This window comes from Streptomyces tirandamycinicus, from assembly GCF_003097515.1.
GTDB lineage: Bacteria > Actinomycetota > Actinomycetes > Streptomycetales > Streptomycetaceae > Streptomyces > Streptomyces tirandamycinicus.
On record NZ_CP029188.1, the window covers coordinates 5,355,021 to 5,371,796 of the forward strand.

General features: G+C 73.9%; 12 protein-coding genes. 7 read left to right on the forward strand and 5 right to left on the reverse strand.

What is annotated here, in order from left to right; all coding sequences use genetic code 11:
- The first annotated feature begins 143 nt into the window (after positions 1–143).
- Complete coding sequence (locus DDW44_RS23540; protein WP_108907641.1) at positions 144–2,249, forward strand: M14 family metallopeptidase; 2,106 nt, start codon at positions 144–146, stop codon at positions 2,247–2,249.
- Complete coding sequence (locus tag DDW44_RS23545; RefSeq protein ID WP_279634814.1) at positions 2,249–5,704, forward strand: S8 family serine peptidase; 3,456 nt, start codon at positions 2,249–2,251, stop codon at positions 5,702–5,704. The genes DDW44_RS23540 and DDW44_RS23545 overlap by 1 nt, the downstream gene beginning before the upstream one ends.
- A 317-nt stretch (positions 5,705–6,021) precedes the next feature.
- On the opposite strand, the gene DDW44_RS23550 is transcribed toward DDW44_RS23545, so the two are convergent.
- Complete coding sequence (locus DDW44_RS23550) at positions 6,022–6,801, reverse strand: VOC family protein (protein ID WP_018888413.1); 780 nt, start codon at positions 6,799–6,801, stop codon at positions 6,022–6,024.
- A gap of 244 nt (positions 6,802–7,045) precedes the next feature.
- Here DDW44_RS23550 and DDW44_RS23555 point away from each other — a divergent pair, with 244 nt between their 5' ends.
- Positions 7,046–7,900: a sulfurtransferase gene (locus tag DDW44_RS23555; protein WP_108907643.1), complete on the forward strand. Its 855-nt coding sequence runs from the start codon at positions 7,046–7,048 to the stop codon at positions 7,898–7,900.
- 306 nt (positions 7,901–8,206) lie between these two features.
- Here DDW44_RS23555 and sepH read toward each other — a convergent pair whose 3' ends face one another.
- Positions 8,207–9,274: a septation protein SepH gene (sepH, locus tag DDW44_RS23560; RefSeq protein WP_108907644.1), complete on the reverse strand. Its 1,068-nt coding sequence runs from the start codon at positions 9,272–9,274 to the stop codon at positions 8,207–8,209.
- A 435-nt stretch (positions 9,275–9,709) separates the two neighbouring features.
- Between sepH and DDW44_RS23565 the strand changes: the two genes are divergently transcribed.
- On the forward strand, positions 9,710–10,615 hold the full coding sequence (locus tag DDW44_RS23565; protein ID WP_108907645.1) for a hypothetical protein: 906 nt from the start codon (positions 9,710–9,712) through the stop codon (positions 10,613–10,615).
- Positions 10,616–10,654: 39 nt separating this feature from the next.
- Here DDW44_RS23565 and DDW44_RS23570 read toward each other — a convergent pair whose 3' ends face one another.
- Together DDW44_RS23570 and DDW44_RS23575 are read right to left on the reverse strand one after the other, a co-directional pair.
- The gene (locus DDW44_RS23570) at positions 10,655–11,986 is read right to left on the reverse strand and encodes a D-arabinono-1,4-lactone oxidase (RefSeq protein WP_108907646.1); all 1,332 of its coding nucleotides are present in this window, start codon (positions 11,984–11,986) and stop codon (positions 10,655–10,657) included.
- A complete protein-coding gene (locus DDW44_RS23575) occupies positions 11,943–13,187 on the reverse strand; it encodes an MFS transporter (RefSeq protein ID WP_108907647.1) in 1,245 nt (414 codons plus the stop codon). The genes DDW44_RS23570 and DDW44_RS23575 overlap by 44 nt, the downstream gene beginning before the upstream one ends.
- Positions 13,188–13,294: 107 nt before the next feature.
- Between DDW44_RS23575 and DDW44_RS23580 the strand changes: the two genes are divergently transcribed.
- Positions 13,295–14,437: a ferrochelatase gene (locus DDW44_RS23580; protein ID WP_018888419.1), complete on the forward strand. Its 1,143-nt coding sequence runs from the start codon at positions 13,295–13,297 to the stop codon at positions 14,435–14,437.
- Between the two features lie 248 nt (positions 14,438–14,685).
- Positions 14,686–15,486, forward strand: a complete 801-nt coding sequence (locus DDW44_RS23585) for an inositol monophosphatase family protein (protein ID WP_108908918.1) — start codon at positions 14,686–14,688, stop codon at positions 15,484–15,486.
- A gap of 115 nt (positions 15,487–15,601) precedes the next feature.
- Here DDW44_RS23585 and DDW44_RS32170 read toward each other — a convergent pair whose 3' ends face one another.
- Positions 15,602–15,775, reverse strand: a complete 174-nt coding sequence (locus DDW44_RS32170) for a hypothetical protein (protein ID WP_018888420.1) — start codon at positions 15,773–15,775, stop codon at positions 15,602–15,604.
- A 347-nt stretch (positions 15,776–16,122) separates the two neighbouring features.
- Here DDW44_RS32170 and DDW44_RS23590 point away from each other — a divergent pair, with 347 nt between their 5' ends.
- The gene (locus DDW44_RS23590; protein WP_017946569.1) at positions 16,123–16,776 is read left to right on the forward strand and encodes a response regulator transcription factor; all 654 of its coding nucleotides are present in this window, start codon (positions 16,123–16,125) and stop codon (positions 16,774–16,776) included.

Here is a 16,776-nt window from a genome sequence, read left to right on the forward strand (position 1 = left end):
GCTCCCAACCCCTCGTGTACATGCCATGAAGTGAGGTATGGTCCGTCCGCCTCCCCCCAAGGAACGGGCGAACGCCTGCTGGCCCGGCAGCCCACAGGCATGCCGCGAGCCACTCGGCGTAGCTCCTCTCGACAGGAGTTCACGTGGTCGCTTCATCCCGACGATCTCGCAGATTCCGGGCGATCGCCATCGCCGTCGCCGCCGTCGCGGCGGCCGGCGGCGGACTGCTCCCCGCGAGCACGGTGCCCGCCGCCGCGGGCGAGGTGTTCCGCCCGCAGCTGGTGACGGTGGACACCCCCACCCGCGCCGACAAGGACCGGCTCGTCGCCCTCGGCCTGGACCTGACGGAGCACGCCGGACACGACTACGTCGAAGTCGTCCTGCACCACGCCGCCGACGCCGAGCGGCTGCGCTCCGCCGGCCTCGACTGGCAGGTCCGGATACCCGACCTGGTCCAGCGCGCGTCCGACGTCAACGCCGCCAACCGCGCCTACGCCGCCGCCACCGAGGCCTCACCGCTACCCTCCGGACGCGACACCTACCGCGGGCTCGCCGACTACCACACCGACCTCGACCGCCTGGCCTCCCAGCACCCGGGCCTGGTCCGGAAGTTCGCCCTGCCGTACCGCAGCCTCGAGGGCAAGCAGGTGTACGGCGTCGAGATCGCGGACCGGGTGGACGCCGTGGACGACGGCCGGCCCGTCTTCCTCATGATGGGTCTGCACCACGCCCGCGAATGGCCCTCCGGCGAGCACGCCGTCGAGTTCGCCATCGACCTGGCCCGCAACCACGGCCACGACGCCCGTATCACCGCCCTGCTGAAGAAGGCACGGGTGATCGTCGTCCCCGTCGTCAACCCGGACGGCTTCGAGAAGTCCGTCAACGACGGACGGCTGGTCGACCTGCGCACCGTCGACGAGGGCGGTACCGGCTCGATCCTGGCCACACCGGGCAACGCCTACAAGCGCAAGAACTGCCGGATCGTCGACGGACACGCCCCGCTGGCGGGCGAGTGCGGCCTGGCGAGCAGCCCGGGAGGCTTCGGCGCCGGCGTCGACATCAACCGCAACTACGGTGGCTCCTGGGGTGGACCGGGTGCGGCCGCCGAGCCCGTCCACGCCACCTACCGCGGCGCCGGGCCCTTCTCCGAGCCGGAGACCCGCAACATCCGCGCACTGGTCAGCGGCCGCCAGGTGACCGGGCTGATCAGCAACCACACCTTCTCCAACCTGGTGCTGCGCCCGAACGCCGTCGCGCCCGACACCATCGGACCCGGCGGACAGCCGGTCGGCGACCCGCCGGACGAGGCCGCGCTGAAGGAACTCGGCGACCGGATGGCCGCGCAGAACGGCTACGCCTCCCAGCACAGCTGGGAGCTGTACGACACGACCGGTACCACCGAGGACTGGTCGTACCACGCGACCGGAGGCTACGGCTACACCTTCGAGATCGGACCCGACGAGTTCCATCCGCCGTTCCCCGAGGTCGTGGCCGAGTACCTCGGCACGGGCCCGTACGCCGGCAAGGGCAACCGCGAGGCGTACCTGCTGGCGCTGGAGAGCGCGGCCGACCCGCGGGCGCACTCCGTCATCACCGGCAAGGCGCCCGCCGGAGCCACCCTGCGGCTGAAGAAGACCTTCGCCACACCCACCTGGACGGGCGTCATCCAGGACACCCTCGACACCACCATGACGGTCGGCGCGGGCGGCTCCTACACCTGGCACGTCAACCCCTCCACCCGGCCCCTGGTCAAGGCCCGCCAGACGCGGGTGGTCTCCTCCGAGCCGCTGGAGCGCCGGACGTACACCGGCACCACCGCGCCCACGCAGTCCACCGACTCGGAGTTCACCGTCGACCGGGACGCCGACCTGCTCGAAGTGGCGCTCGACTGGCCGACCCCCGACGACCTCGATCTGCGCGTGCTGCGCAGGAACGCGGACGGCACCCTCACCGAGGTCGGCGCCTCGGCCGGATCCGTGGGCGAGAAGGAACGGGTCCTGCTCGAGAACCCGGCGCGGGGTGGCTACGTCCTGCGCGTCGAGAACTGGGCCTCGGCGGCGCCCTCCTGGACGCTCACCGCCTCCCTCTTCGACACGACCGCGCAGGAGACCGGCGGACTCGTCGAGAACTGGACCCTCACCTGCGAGAAGAACGGCACCGTGCTGGAGCGGGTGCCCGTCGTCGTCGACCGGGGCGGGCGCGCCAAGGCCGACCTGAAGAGCTGCGCGAAGAAGTGGAGCGGCGGCTGATGGGGCGCTTCTGGTCCACCGCAGTCGCCGCCGGGGCCGCGCTGGCCCTCGCCGTGTCGCTGTCCCCGGCCGCGGCGGCGGCCGGGGACCCCGGCACCGCCGGTGTCACCGTCGCCACGGTCGGAGGCCGGCAGGTCGTCGACGGCGCGGTGCCGCAGCCGGTCAGCGGCACCGTCGACGTGACCGGCACCGCCCGCACCGGCGCTCCCGGCGGGCCGGCACCCCTGCACGCGGACGCGGGCGACAGTTCCTTCGTCACCGCGGGGGAGACCGCCGTGCTGCTCGGCAGCGCCTACGGCGGCACCGCGCCCTACACCTGGGCCTGGACCGCCGAGCACGGCACGCTCACCGACGCGGACTCGGCGAGCGCCGGCTTCGACACGACGGGCCTCGCCCCCGGCAGCTACCCGGTGACGCTCACCGCCACCGACGCAGCGGGCGCCGTCACCACCGACACCGTGAAGGTCGCCGTCGGCGAGGAGACGAGCCGCGAACTGCTGGACGAGACCAGACCGGACCCCACTCCCGGCGCCTTCCCCACCGGCCAGACCGTGGAGTTCCCCTTCGACGTCCCCTCCGGCGCACGCTCCCTGGACGTCACGCTGTCCTGGCGTACCACCGCCCAGGACTACGACCTGCGGGTGGTGGACCCCTCCGGCGCGGTCGCGGCGAAGTCCGAGTCGTCCGGGCACCCGGAGAGGACCTCCGTCACCTCGCCCGCCCCCGGCGCCTGGAAGGTCGTCGCCGTCAAGTGGGCCACCGTCGCCGACGACCTGACCGCGCGCGTGGTCGCCCGCACCGGCACCCCCGACCCCAGACCGGACGTGACGGCCGGCGGCCCGTACACCTTCCAGCCCGGCGCGGAGCAGCGGCTCACCGGAACGGTCACCGGCGGCACCGCGCCCGTCGCCACCGCCTGGGACCTGGACGCCGACGGACACTTCGACGACGCCACGGGCACCACGCCGACCACCCGGCTGCCCGACGGACGGCACCTGGTCACCCTCAAGGCCACCGACGCGGCTGGCCTGGAGCGGCGCGAGACGACCTCCGTGCTCGTGGGCCCCGCCGACCGGCTCGGCACGGCCCCGCCGATCACCGTCATCGGCATCGCCGACACCGGGATCAACCCCTACCACCTGGAGTTCTCCGCACGCACCTACCCCGACCCCGACGTACTGGCGCTGACGAAGGACTTCACCCGCCACCCCTCGGAGTACATCCCCGGCTACCCCGCCTCCGCGCCCGCGATCCCCGTCACCCTCGGCAAGGGCCATCTGCCCGGCGAGGACGAGGATCTGTGGACCGCCGGCAACGTCCCCGCCGGCAAGCTCCACTGGATCCCCGGCACCAAGATCGTCGGGGCCTACGCGTCGACCGTCGACGGCGCCCACCCCGTCCTCGACGACAACGGCCACGGCACCGGCTCCGCCTCCGTCTCGGCGGGCAACCGCTACGGCTACTGCCCCACCTGCCTGCTCGTCGTGGTCGAGGGCCTGGACGAGACCGTCGCCACCGCCTACCCCTGGGTGGACATCACCTCCCACTCCTTCGGCTACGTCGGCGGCATCCCGGCCGGCCCGGTCGTCAGCGGCGAGGAGGCGACCAAGGCGGCCGCCGAGCGCGGCCAGACGGTGCTGTTCGCCGCCGGCAACGGCGTCGGCAACGCCTTCGACGTCCCCGTCAGCACCTGGCACTCCGACCAGACCGGCCCCGACTGGAACATCACCGTCGGCGCACTGCGCCGGGACGACCAGCGGGCGGTCGTCGGCGACGGCATGCCGGTGCACCTCTCGTCCTGGGGCATCGGCGGCCTCCCCGCCGCCTGCCACACCGGAGCCCAGTGCCAGAAGCAGTTCAGCGGCACCTCCGCCGCCACCCCGTACACGGCCGGTGTCTTCGGCACCACCCTCCAGCGGGTCCGCGAGGCCGTCGGCGACCCGCGCGCCGGACAGCGCACCGGCCAGGTCGTCGCCGAGGGTGCGGCCCTCGACGCCGGCATGTACCTGGAGGACGGCAGGCTCACCCGCGGCGAGCTGCGGGAGGCCGTACTGAAGAACGCCTTCCCGCTCGGTGAGGACGACCTGCCGTCCGCGACCTGGCCCGTGGGCGCGCCCCACACGGCGGGCAATGTGCTCTTCGAGGGCTACGGTGCCGCGACACCCGAGACCGCCCGCCGGGCGGTGGACACCCTGCTCGGCCGGTCCCTGCTGCCGGAACGCCCCGTCGAGGACGACTTCTTCGCCGCCGACCGCGCCATCCGGGACGGCATCTGGGGCGGATACGACCGCGACGGCGACGGTACCGACGACCCGGCGCCGCTGCCCACCGGGATACAGGTGGAACCGGCCGACGTCGCCACGCCCACCGCGGCGCTCGACGTGCTGCACCGGACGCTCACCGCGCGGGCAAAGGCCCGCGAACCCCACACCCCCTACTCCGGCCGGGCCTTCGACTACTACCTCCACCAGGGGGCGGACTGCTCGGCCGAACGCACCATGGACCGCACCGACCGGCCCGGCGACCCGGACGGCTGCGCCGTCGCCGACACCCTGTCCACGGCGGCCCCCTATCTGCCGGTGGCCGCCCACCCCGCCACCGACACCCTGGGCGAGCCGCTCGCCACGGGCTCCAGGGCCCGGGCCGAGCTGTACCTGAAGACCCGCGCCCCGGCCGCCCTCGCCGGTCCGACGGTGGTGCTCCTCGCCACCGACCGGGAGATCGGCCGCGGCAAGGCCACCGCCCAGCCGGTCACCGGCGCGTGGACGAAGTTCACCGTCGAGTTCGAGACCGCCAGGCCCGCCTTCACCGGGGAGCAGCTGACCGTCCAGCTGCTGTCCGACACCACCGCGCTGCTGACGGTGGGTTACGAAGGCGACCACGCCACCCGGCTGACCCTGGACCCGGCGGCTCTTCCGCCATCCGGCCTGGAGTTCGGCGCCGACATCGCCGCGCCCGGGGACGGCGCCGAGATCACCGAAGGCGAGACCGTCGTCGCCGGGGGCCGGTACGCCTTCCCCGACCCGGGCGGCGACCCGGAGGGCGTCGGCGGCCGCCCGGAGACCCACCGGGTGCAGCTGTCCGTCGACGACGAGGGCTTCTCCAGCCCGGTCTCCGCGCGCCTCGACGACACCACGGGAACCTGGCGGGCCGAAGCCGGCCGGCTGCCCGTGGGGGATCACGTGCTGTACGCGCGGGCCGTCCGCGACGGCACACCGTCCCCGGTCACGCGGACGAGCTTCCGGGTCACGCCGGACGCCCGCGTCGAGTGGCAGGTCGTCAGCCGCAACACCCCGGCCGATCCGGGCGCCTGGCGCCCGGCCGAGGGCCTCGCCACCTGGTCGTTCCCGCTGGACACGTCGGCGTACGGCAGCGGGCGCCGGACGATCGTCGTCCGCCTCCTGGAACGCGGCGTGGAGACGGCCCGGGACACGGTACGGGTGCGCTTCCGCTGACGCGGCGGCGGAACACGCCGGAGGCCCGGGTCGCCGACCCGGGCCTTCGGGCACGGCCGGACGGGACCGGCTGGTGCGGCCGCCGCACGCCGCCGTCGCCGTTCCGGCCGCCGTACGCCGCCGGTGCGGCGCGACGCGTGTACGGGGCCCGGGCGTACCGGGCCCGGGACGCGCAACGGCGGGAGCGGTCCGAGGGGGCGTGCCCGGCGTACCCGTCCGGAGCGGGCCTGCCGGGAGGGACCGGGCAGGACCGCTCGCACCTCACCGCAGCCCTGTGCTCACGGAGGGCGTCCGACGGCGGCCGGCCGGCCGTCCGCTCAGCCCTGCGGCACCGTCCGCACGACGGTGAAGACCGCCCCTTCGGGGTCCGCCACCGTCGCCATCCGGCCGCTGGTGCCCTCGCGCGGTTCGCGCACGACATGGCCGCCGAGGTCCACCACCGCGGCCGCGGTCCCGTCGGGGTCCCCGACCTCGAAGTACGTCATCCAGTGCGAGCCCCGGTCGCGCGGCAGCGCGTGGCCCACCCCGTGGATCGAGGCCACCGGGCGGTTCTCCAGGTGCAGCGTCAGATAGTCGAAGTCGGCCGAGACCACGGGTTCGAGGTCGTAGCCGAAGACGGACTGGTAGAACTTGGCGACCGCCGACGTCTCCCGTGTCATCAGCTCGTTCCAGACGGGTGTGCCATGGGTGCCGAAGAGGGCGGTGCCGGTGTGCGCGGCAGCCTGCCAGACGCCGAACACGGCGCCTTCCGGGTCGGCGGCGATGACGAGCCGGCCTGCGTCCGCCGCATCGAGCGGCCCGACGCCGATCGTGCCGCCGCACATCCTTATCTGCTCGGCGGTCTCGTCGACGTCGTCCGAGGCCATGTACGTCGTCCATGCGATCGGCAGCCGGCGGTCGGGCGGGAGCTGGCCGATGCCCGCGACCTCCTTGCCGTCGAGCAGTGCGCGGACGTACGGGCCGAGCGGCTGCGGCCCGGGGACGAAGTCCCAGCCGAACAGCTCCCGGTAGAAGTCCTGCGTCGCGTCGAGTCCGTGCACCATGAGGCTCACCCAGCAGGGTGTGCCGGGTCTGCGCCGAGTCGCCTCGGTCGTCATCGTCACTCTCTCCTCGGACCATCGTCGTCGTGGCCGTGCGGGGGGACCGCCCGCCGTCGTGCGGGAACCGCCCTCACCCCGTGCAGATGCTCGCACCACCGGGAACGCCGCGCGTCACGGCCGCGCCGCTCTCCGCCGGGGGATCCCCCACAGGGAAGGGTGCCCGCTCCGGCACCCTCCATCCCTGGTGCGGCCATTGCCGTTGCTGCCGCGGGCCCGCCGGGCCCTGCGCGAAGATGGCCGTATGAACCCCATCATCACCGCTACCGAACTCGCCGGCGAGTCGGCCGGTCCGCGGCCCCCGGTGCTGCTCGACGTCCGCTGGCAGCTCACCCTGGCCAAGGCGGCCGGCGCCGCGCCGTTCGACGGGCGGGCCGCCTACGCGGCCGGGCACATCCCGGGTGCCGTCTACGTCGACCTCGACTCCGCACTGGCGGGACCACCCGGCCGGGGCGGCCGGCATCCGCTGCCGGACGTGGAGGTCTTCGGCGCCGCGATGCGCCGTGCGGGAGTGTCGGGCGGCGCCCCCGTCGTGGTGTACGACGGCGGCCAGGGCTGGGCCGCGGCGCGGGCGTGGTGGCTGCTGCGGTGGGCGGGACATCCGGACGTCCGCTTCCTGGACGGCGGTCTCGATGCGTGGGGCGGTCCGCTGAGTACGGATGTCCCGGCGCCGGAACCGGGGGACTTCACCCCGGTGCCCGGCGGTCTGCCGCTGCTCGACGCGGACGGCGCGGCCGCCCTCGCCCGGTCCGGGCTGCTGCTGGACGCGCGCGCGGCCGAGCGCTACCGGGGCGACGTCGAGCCGGTCGACCCGGTCGGCGGGCACATTCCCGGCGCGGTCTCGGCACCGACGACGCAGAACGTCTCCGAGGGAGCCACCACGTTCCTGCCCAAGGAGAAACTGTCCGCCCGCTTCAAGCGCCTCGGCGCCGCGGACGCGCCCGAGGTCGGTGTCTACTGCGGTTCCGGCGTCTCCGGCGCGCACCAGGTCCTGGCCCTGGCGATCGCCGGCATCCCGGCGGCGCTCTATGCGGGCTCCTGGTCGGAGTGGTCCTCCGACCCCGCGCGGCCGGTCGCCACGGGCCCCGACCCGCAGTAGTCCGCAGGGGCCGGTCCGCCGCCGCGGCCCGGGGCGAGGCGGGTGGGGCCGCCGGCCGCGACCGCCGCCGCCCCGCGTCACGTGGACCAGCCGCCCCGCGTCACGTGGACCAGGGGGCGGGCGCCCGGCGGGGGACCCGGCCCGGCGGCCGTTCGCCGGACATCGCGGAGAGCGGGAGTCGCGCCGGTGCGCCGAAAGACCCGGCACGAACACGCCGGGCGGCGGTTGAGGGAACAGGACCCACCTGCGACCGCCGCTCAACAGCGGCGGCCCGGTGGGAATCTCCCGCTTTCACGAGGGAGAGCGTCAATCCTGCTTCTTCCGGCGGGTGCCGAACACGATCTCGTCCCAGCTCGGCACCGCGGCGCGGCGCCCCGGCCGGACGCCGTCGGCCTCGGCCTGGCGGTCCGTGGTGCCGGTGAGGCGGTCGCGGTGGCCACTGACCGCCCGCGGCATCAGGACGTCCGCGTACGCCGAGCCGGCGCCGGCGGAGGCCGCGGGGGCGGGGGGCTCCTCGGCCTCGGGCTCCTGGACGGGTTCGGCGGCGGGTCCGTCCGGGGCGGACCGGTCCGGCACGACGAGGTCGCCCCGGAAGCTGGGCACCGCCTCCAGCAGGCTGGTCAGCGAGTCGCGTTCGGTCTCGTCGGCGTCTGCCGCCGCCGGGAGCTGTGCGGGACGGTCCGGGGCGCGGTCGAGCGGCCGGTCCCGGGGGAGGCGGGCGATGCGCGGCACGAACGGGAAGCTCGGCTCGTGGGCGACGCCGATCGCGTCGTCGGTCTCCCCGATCAGCGCCCGGGCCTCGTCGTCGGCGGCCTGGACGAGACGGCGCGGCGGGTCGTACGTCCAGCTCGCCGAGTGCGGCTCTCCCGCCACCCGGTACACCAGCAGCACTTCCCAGGTGCCGTCGTCCCGGCGCCAGGAGTCCCACTGGACGGTGTCCTTCTCGGCGCCCCGCAGCAGCAGACGCTCCTGGACGGCCTCGCCGAGCTGCGGCCCGGTGTTCTCCCCTGGGCGCCGGACGGGTGTCTTGCGCGCACGCTCCGCCATGAACGCGCGCTCCGCGAGGACGGGCCCCTCGAACCGGCGCACCCGTTCCACGGGGATGCCGGCGAGCTGGGCGACCTCCTCCGCGGAGGCGCCTGCTCGTATACGCGCCTGGATGTCGCGGGGGCGGAGGTGGCTCTCGACCTCGATCTCGATCTGGCCGAGGCGCGCGCGGTCGTTGCGGACGGCGGCGCGCAGCCGTTCGTCAATCGGAAGCGTGTACTCCGTGCTGTCCGCAGCCTTCAGCACCAGTCGTGTGCCGTCGTTCGAGACGGCCACGACACGCAGTTCGGGCATGGGGACCTCCCGGGTGGTGCCTGCCGACGTCACGTGCGTCGCTGCTTCCGCTAGTCGAGTGTGGCCTGCCCGGGTGCAGCCTGCCACAACCTTGCCGAGTTGCCCGGCGTGTCGGGCATGGGCCCTGGACCGCCGTTATGGCACGGTTACCTGTCTGCCACGCAGGGTGACGAGTGCCGCCACCCGGTACAGCAGGCGCCCGTGCGGTGCCACGGCGCCGCCGGTTCGAGTGCCGCTTTCGGCCCCCTGTTCCCGGGGCCGTGCACCCGTGAGAGAGACCGGACCCAGGGCTCGTCACAGTACTCCATTCGGGCCATCGGGGTGGACCGGCGCGCCGCCGAACTTGTCGCGGAGACGGCAAGTTCCGTTCCCCTACCCCGGATTCGGGGGTGGCAAGCTTCACAGAATCCACTGAACCGGAACCGTTCGATTCGCCTATATGTCCCTTCCTGGTGCACGGTGGGACAGATGGGTGAGCAGAGGCCGGAGATGCATCACACAAGGGACGACGGCACGACGGAGCGGAAGGAAAGGCGACTGGACCTGAGCGTTCCGCAGGTCGCGGGCAGTGCGCTCGCGGCGGTCGCGGCGGCGGTCCTCGCCTCCCGAATCGGCGTCTACGGAACGATCCTGGGCGCCGGGGTGGTGAGTGTGGTGGCCACCTGCGGGGGCTCCCTCTTCCAGCACCTGTTCCGGCGAACCGGCGAACAGATTCGCGATGCCACCCGGTACGCCCGGCCCAACGGCATGCGGCCGCCGGGCGGTTCCCCGGAGGCGGGGCCTCCGGCGTTCGGCGAGCCGCCCGGCCACGGGGAGTTCGGCGAGCCGACCACCCATGGCACCCGGGTGCGCGGCCGGAGGCGGTCCGCGCTCGCCGCGGTCGTCGTCTTCGTCCTCGCGATGGCCGGCATCACCGGTTACGAGCTCGCCTCCGGCCGCGACCTCAGCGGTGGGCGGGGCACCACCGTGGGTACGGCCGTGCGCGGCGGGGGCGGCGGCGCCGCAGACGGCGGGTCCCCTTCGCCCTCGTCTCCGGTGCGCGACGGGGGTGCGGAGCGGCACGCGCACGGGGACGGAGGGCAGGACGGCGGTTCCGAGGAAGGCGGTGGCCGGGGCGGCCCCAGCGGCCCGGCGGGCGACCACAACTCCGGCACCGAATCCGGCTCGGACTCGGACTCGGGTTCGGGCGACGATCCGGGCCCGGGCGACGATCCGGGCGGCGGCGACGCGGACCTGCCGGCCCCCGGGCCGTCCGGGTCCACCGGTGCACAGAGCCCGGCGGCGCCGGACCCGACGTCCTCCGCGCCGGGGCCGTCCGCGCCGGACGCTCCTTCGGGGCAGCAGCCCGGGCCGGATGCCGGCGCCGGGCCGTAGTCGGCCGAGGGCGGTCCCGCGCTCCCCGGCCGGCCGGCCTCAGGCTCCCAGCACCCGTCGCAGATGGTCGTTGCCGAACAGCCGGCCGGGGTCCAGCCGGTCGCGCAGCGCCAGGAACTCGCCGAAGCGCGGGTAGACGCCGTCGAGGTACTCCGCGTCCCGCGTGTGGATCTTGCCCCAGTGCGGCCGGCCGCCGTACCCGGTCATGATCCGCTCCACCGCGGTGAAGTACGAACGGTAGGGCGTGCCCTTGTACATGTGCACGGCGATGTACGCGCTCTCCCGCCCGGACGCGGTGGACAGCGTGATGTCGTCGGCGGGCGCCGTCCGCACCTCCACCGGGAAGCTGATGCGCAGCGGCGAACGGTCGACCATCGCCTTCAGCTCGCGCAGTGCCGCGACGGCGGCCTCTCTAGGAAGCGCGTACTCCATCTCGACGAAGCGGACCCTGCGGGGACTTGTGAAGACCTTGTAAGGAATGTCCGTGTAGGTGCGGGCGGACAGTGCGCGGCTGGAGACCCGCGCGATCGCCGGTATCGCGGCCGGCACCGCACGCCCGACGGAATTGGCCACCTGGAACAGCCCGTTGGACAGCAGCTCGTCCGTGATCCACCCGCTGACCGCCCCGGGAGGGGCGGCGGGGCCGGCACTGCGGTTGTTGCGCTTGGTGTTGCAGTTGCCCGTGTGGGGGAACCAGTAGAACTCGAAGTGCTCGTTCTCCGCGTGCAGCTCGTCGAACTCCGATGTCACCCGGTCGAAGGACATCGGCTCCTCGCGGGCCGACAGCAGGAACAGCGGCTCCACGGCGAAGGTGATCGCGCTGATCACCCCCAGGGCGCCGAGCCCGACCCTGGCGGCGGCGAAGATCTCCCGCTCCTGGTCGGTGCCCTTCTCCGAGACGGTCAGCACCGAACCGTCCGCCGTGATCAGCTCAAGCCCCCTGATCTGCGCCGCGATCGAGGCCGAGTCGCGGCCGGTGCCGTGCGTCCCGGTGCTCGTGGCGCCCGCGACCGTCTGCGCCATGATGTCGCCCATGTTGGCGAGCGACAGGTCCTCCCGGGCGAGCGCCGCGTTGAGCCGCTTCAGCGGAGTACCGGCCTCGACGGTCACCGTCATCGCCGTACGGTCGATCTCCCGGATGCCGGTGAGGAGATCGGGCCGGATCAGCACGCCGTCGGTGGCGGCGATCGCGGTGAACGAGTGGCCGGTGCCGACCGTCTTCACCCGAAGGCCGTCCTCCGCGGCGCGGCGCACGGCCTCGGCCAGTTCCGCGGCGGAGGCCGGAGTGACCTCCCGCGCCGGACGGGCGGCGACCGTGCCCGCCCAGTTACGCCACGCGTTCCCCCTCGTGGTCCCGGATGTGCTCGTCATCCCGCCCCTCCCGCGTCGGCACCGGCCTGCGCAGCCGGCGGTACCCCAGGAACGCGACCGCGACCGCGAGCACTCCCGCCGTCGCGGGCACCGCGTACGCGGCACCGGCCCCGTACTCGTCCACCGCCCATCCTGAGGCCGACAAGCCGAGCGAGACGCCGACCGCGAGCCCGGTACCGGTCCAGGTCATGCCCTCGGTCAGCTTGGTGCGCGGTACGTGCGCTTCGACGAGGGCCATGGTCGTCACCATGGTGGGCGCGATGGCCAGGCCCGCGACAAAGAGCGCCACGGCCAGGACCGCCAGATTCCCGGCCAGTTGGAGGGGGATCATACTCACGGCCATCGCGCACACGCCCAGTACCCATCTGCGCGCGGGCTCACCCTTCAGGTGCAGCAGCCCGAAGACCGCTCCGGCGAGGCAGGATCCCAGCGCGTACACCGCCAGGACCAGACTGGCCGCGGCCTTGCTGCCCTGCTCCTCGGCGAAGGCGACCGTGACCACGTCGACGGAGCCGAAGACGGCACCCGTCGCGACGAACGTCAGGGCCAGTACCCGCAGTCCCGGGGAGCGCAGCGCGGAACCGCCGCTGCCGGACGTGCGCGGATGCGGCGCGGGCTCGGTCGCCCGCTGCGCGGTGAGCCAGAGGACGCCGACCACCAGGAAGGCGGTGGCCAGCAGCGGGCCCGCCTCGGGGAACCAGACCGTCGACAGCCCGATGGAGACGATCGGCCCGACGATGAAGCACACCTCGTCGACGATCGACTCGAGGGCGTACGCGGTGTGCAGTTGACGGGGCGAGCCGTGGTAGATCGCCGCCCAGCGGGCCCGGGTCATCGCGCCGACCGCCGGAATGCAGCCCGCGCAGGCGGTGAACGCGAAGAGCATCCAGTGCGGAGCCCCCTGCCGGACGCTGACCAGCAGTCCCGCCACCGCGGCGACCGAGATCAGCAGCGCCGGGCGCAGCACCCTGCGCTGGCCGTGCCGGTCGACCAGCCGGGACACCTGGGGGCCGAGCACCGCCGCCGACAGCGCCAGGGTGGCGGAGAGCCAGCCGGCGAGGGTGTAGCGCCCCGTGACGTGGGAGACCATCGCCACGATGCCGACGCCCATCATGGACAGCGGCATGCGCCCGAGGAAGCCTGCGGCGGAGAACGCCAGGGTGCCGGGGGCCGCGAATATGGCGCGGTAGGGACTGGGCAAGAGGGCGCTCCGTAAGGGATGTGAGTGGCCGGTACAGCTTACTGGTGAGGCAACCCTTACTCCAGTGCCGTTTTCCCGCTGTCCGAGGCTGGTGGGAGGATCACACCATGGCCGAACAGCACGCTCCCGCCCCCCGTGACCCCGCCCCCTACGACGCCCTGCTGCTGCTCTCCTTCGGCGGCCCCGAGGGACCGGACGACGTGGTCCCGTTCCTGGAGAACGTGACGCGTGGCCGCGGCATCCCCAAGGAACGCCTGAAGGAAGTCGGTCAGCACTACTTCCTCTTCGGCGGGGTCAGCCCGATCAACGCCCAGAACCGGGCGCTGCTGGACGCGCTGCGCAAGGACTTCGCGGGCGCCGGGCTCGACCTGCCGGTCTACTGGGGCAACCGGAACTGGGCGCCGTACCTGACCGACACCCTCCGGGAGATGGTCCTGGACGGGCGCCGCCGGGTGGCGGTGCTCGCCACCAGCGCGTACGCCTCCTACTCGGGCTGCCGCCAGTACCGGGAGAACCTCGCGGACGCGCTCTCCGCGCTGGAGGCCGAGGGGCTTCCGCTGCCGCGTGTCGACAAGCTGAGGCACTACTTCAACCACCCGGGCTTCATCGGCCCGATGGTGGAGGGCGTGCTCGCCTCGCTCGCCGACCTGCCCGAGGACGTGCGGGCCGACGCGCATCTGGCGTTCACCACCCACTCCATCCCGGACGCGGCGGCGGACGGTTCGGGCCCGGTCGCCGAGCACGGCCGGGGCGGCGCGTACGTGAAGCAGCACCTCGACGTGGCGCGGGTGATCGTGGACGCGGTCCGCGAGGAGACCGGCGTCGCCCACCCGTGGCGGCTCGTGTACCAGTCGCGCAGCGGCGCCCCGCACATCCCCTGGCTGGAGCCGGACATCTGCGACCACCTGGAGGAGCTGCACGGCGAGGGGGTGCCGGCGGCCGTGATGGTGCCGATCGGCTTCGTCTCGGACCACATGGAGGTCCTGTACGACCTGGACACCGAGGCCACCGCCAAGGCGGCGGAGCTGGGGCTGCCGGTCCGCCGGTCGGCGACCGTCGGTGCGGACCCGCGCTTCGCCGCCGCGATCCGCGACCTGCTGCTGGAGCGTGCGGCGGCCGAGCGGGGGAAGGCGGTGGAGCGGTGTGCGCTCGGCGAGCTGGGGCCGTCCCACGACCTGTGCCCGATCGGATGCTGCCCCGCCAGGTCCGAGCGCCCCGCGGCGGCCGGCGCGGACAGCCCGTACGCCTGACCGGCACGCGGGCGCCCGACCGGCGCGCGGGCGTACGCCGACGGGTCGACGGCACATGAGGGCCGCCCGGCGCGGGCCGCCCGCGCATCGACGTCCGGGTGCGGAGGCCCGCCCGCGGACGGCCCGCCCGACGACGGCCCGCCCGACGACGGAACAGGGACGCGCGCCGCGGTCGCGGCACGCGTCCCGGTACACGACACAGCCACGCACCTGGGAGCCACTCCGTGACCGACCCCCTGCCCGACTCCCTGTCCGACCCCCTGCTCGACGAGCTGCTGTCCCTGGCGCTGGAGGCCGCGCGCAGGGCGGGTGAGCTGCTGCGGGACGGCAGACCCGACGACCTCGCCGTGGCCGCGACCAAGTCCAGCCCGATCGACGTCGTGACCGAGATGGACATCGCCGCGGAGAGGCTGATCACCGGATTTCTCGCCGACGCCCGGCCCGACGACGGCTTCCTCGGCGAGGAGGGCGCGTCCGCGGCGGGCACGAGCGGCGTCCGCTGGATCGTGGACCCGCTCGACGGCACCGTGAACTACCTCTACGGCCTGCCGACGTGGGCCGTCTCCATCGCGGCCGAGCGGGACGGCGAGACCGTCGCCGGCGTCGTCGAGGTGCCGATGCGCGGCGAGACGTACCGGGCCGTGCGCGGTGGCGGCGCCTTCTGCGGCGACCGCCGGCTGCGCTGCCGGCCCGCCCCGCCGCTGGACCAGGCACTGGTCTCCACCGGTTTCAACTACGTGGAGCCGGTGCGCCGCCACCAGGCGGAAGTGGCCCGGCGGCTGATCCCGCAGCTCCGCGACATCCGGCGCGGCGGCTCCGCCGCGGTGGACCTGTGCGACGTCGCCGCCGGCCGTCTGGACGGCTACTACGAGCGCGGCCTCCACCCCTGGGACCTCGCGGCCGGGGACCTCATCGCCCGCGAGGCGGGAGCCCTGACCGGGTCACGCCCGGGCCGGCCGCCGTCCGGGGACCTGGCCGTCGCGGCGTCCCCCGGCGTCTTCACGCCCCTCCAGCGCCTGCTCGACGACCTGGGCGCCTGGCACGACTGAGCCACCAGCACACCCGCACACCCGCTGGGCCGCTGCCCGGCGCGACCGCACGGTCCCCCGTACGTGCGTGAGGGGCCCGGCGCCGCCGGACGGCACCGGGCCCCTCGCCGGCCGGTCAGACGCCGACGGCGCCGACCTTGACGCCGTGCTCCGCCGCGAGACGGTGCAGGTCCTCGAGCTCGGCCTGCTCGACCTCCGCCAGGAAGTCGTCGCCGTCCTCGCGGGCCCGCGTGAGGTCGGTCTCCGTGGTCTTGATGCGCTGCAGAAGACCTGCGGTGAATGCGTCCATGGTTGCGCCCCCTCGTCGTGGGTCGGTGGCGGGTGGTGGATCACGCGCACCCTCTGGGGACAGAGAGACGGGGTGTGGCATGCCACATACACGGCGTGATCGCGGGGTGTGCACTCGTCCTCCCCAAGGCCACCCCGGGGGAAACCTCAACTCCATCGGGTATCCCGTGAATTCCCGGTGCACTCCTGGTGCCGCCGGGGTGCGCCTTCTCCGTCTTACAGCCGGTTTACGCGCGTAAGGGGCAGGATGGAGACACCACGAACCGACATTCGACCGTCGACCCACCCGGGCCGCCGTCGACCTGCCCTGGACACGGACCGGGCAGTGACAGAGGAAGGACCAGCCTCGTGCGCGTACTCGTCGTCGAGGACGAGCAGCTGCTCGCCGATGCGGTGGCCACCGGACTGCGCCGGGAGGCCATGGCGGTCGACGTCGTGTACGACGGCGCCGCCGCACTGGAACGCATCGGGGTCAACGACTACGACGTGGTCGTCCTCGACCGCGATCTCCCCCTCGTGCACGGCGACGACGTCTGCCGCAGGATCGTCGAACTCGGCATGCCCACCCGCGTCCTGATGCTGACCGCCTCCGGCGACGTCAGCGACCGCGTGGAGGGCCTGGAGCTCGGGGCGGACGACTACCTGCCCAAACCGTTCGCGTTCACCGAGCTCACCGCGCGGGTGCGCGCGCTGGGACGGCGCACCACCGTGCCCCTGCCTCCCGTCCTGGAGCGGGCCGGGATCAAGCTCGATCCCAACCGCCGCGAGGTGTTCCGCGAGGGCCGGGAGATCCAGCTCGCCCCCAAGGAGTTCGCCGTGCTGGAGGTGCTGATGCGCAGCGAGGGCGCGGTCGTCTCGGCCGAACAGCTGCTCGAGAAGGCCTGGGACGAGAACACCGACCCGTTCACGAACGTGGTCCGGGTCACCGTCATGACCCTGCGCCGCAAGCTCGGCGAGCCCCCGGTGATCGTCACCGTGCCGGGCTCCGGCTACCGGATCTGA

What these genes read in the sequence shown, in the direction of transcription:
- DDW44_RS23565 (WP_108907645.1), top strand. Translation starts at nt 9,710, where the DNA reads ATGGGTGAGCAGAGGCCGGAGATGCATCACACAAGGGACGACGGCACG.
- DDW44_RS23570 (WP_108907646.1), bottom strand. Translation starts at nt 11,986, where the DNA reads ATGACGAGCACATCCGGGACCACGAGGGGGAACGCGTGGCGTAACTGG.
- DDW44_RS23555 (WP_108907643.1), top strand. Translation starts at nt 7,046, where the DNA reads ATGAACCCCATCATCACCGCTACCGAACTCGCCGGCGAGTCGGCCGGT.
- DDW44_RS23580 (WP_018888419.1), top strand. Translation starts at nt 13,295, where the DNA reads ATGGCCGAACAGCACGCTCCCGCCCCCCGTGACCCCGCCCCCTACGAC.
- DDW44_RS32170 (WP_018888420.1), bottom strand. Translation starts at nt 15,775, where the DNA reads ATGGACGCATTCACCGCAGGTCTTCTGCAGCGCATCAAGACCACGGAG.
- DDW44_RS23545 (WP_279634814.1), top strand. Translation starts at nt 2,249, where the DNA reads ATGGGGCGCTTCTGGTCCACCGCAGTCGCCGCCGGGGCCGCGCTGGCC.
- DDW44_RS23550 (WP_018888413.1), bottom strand. Translation starts at nt 6,801, where the DNA reads ATGACGACCGAGGCGACTCGGCGCAGACCCGGCACACCCTGCTGGGTG.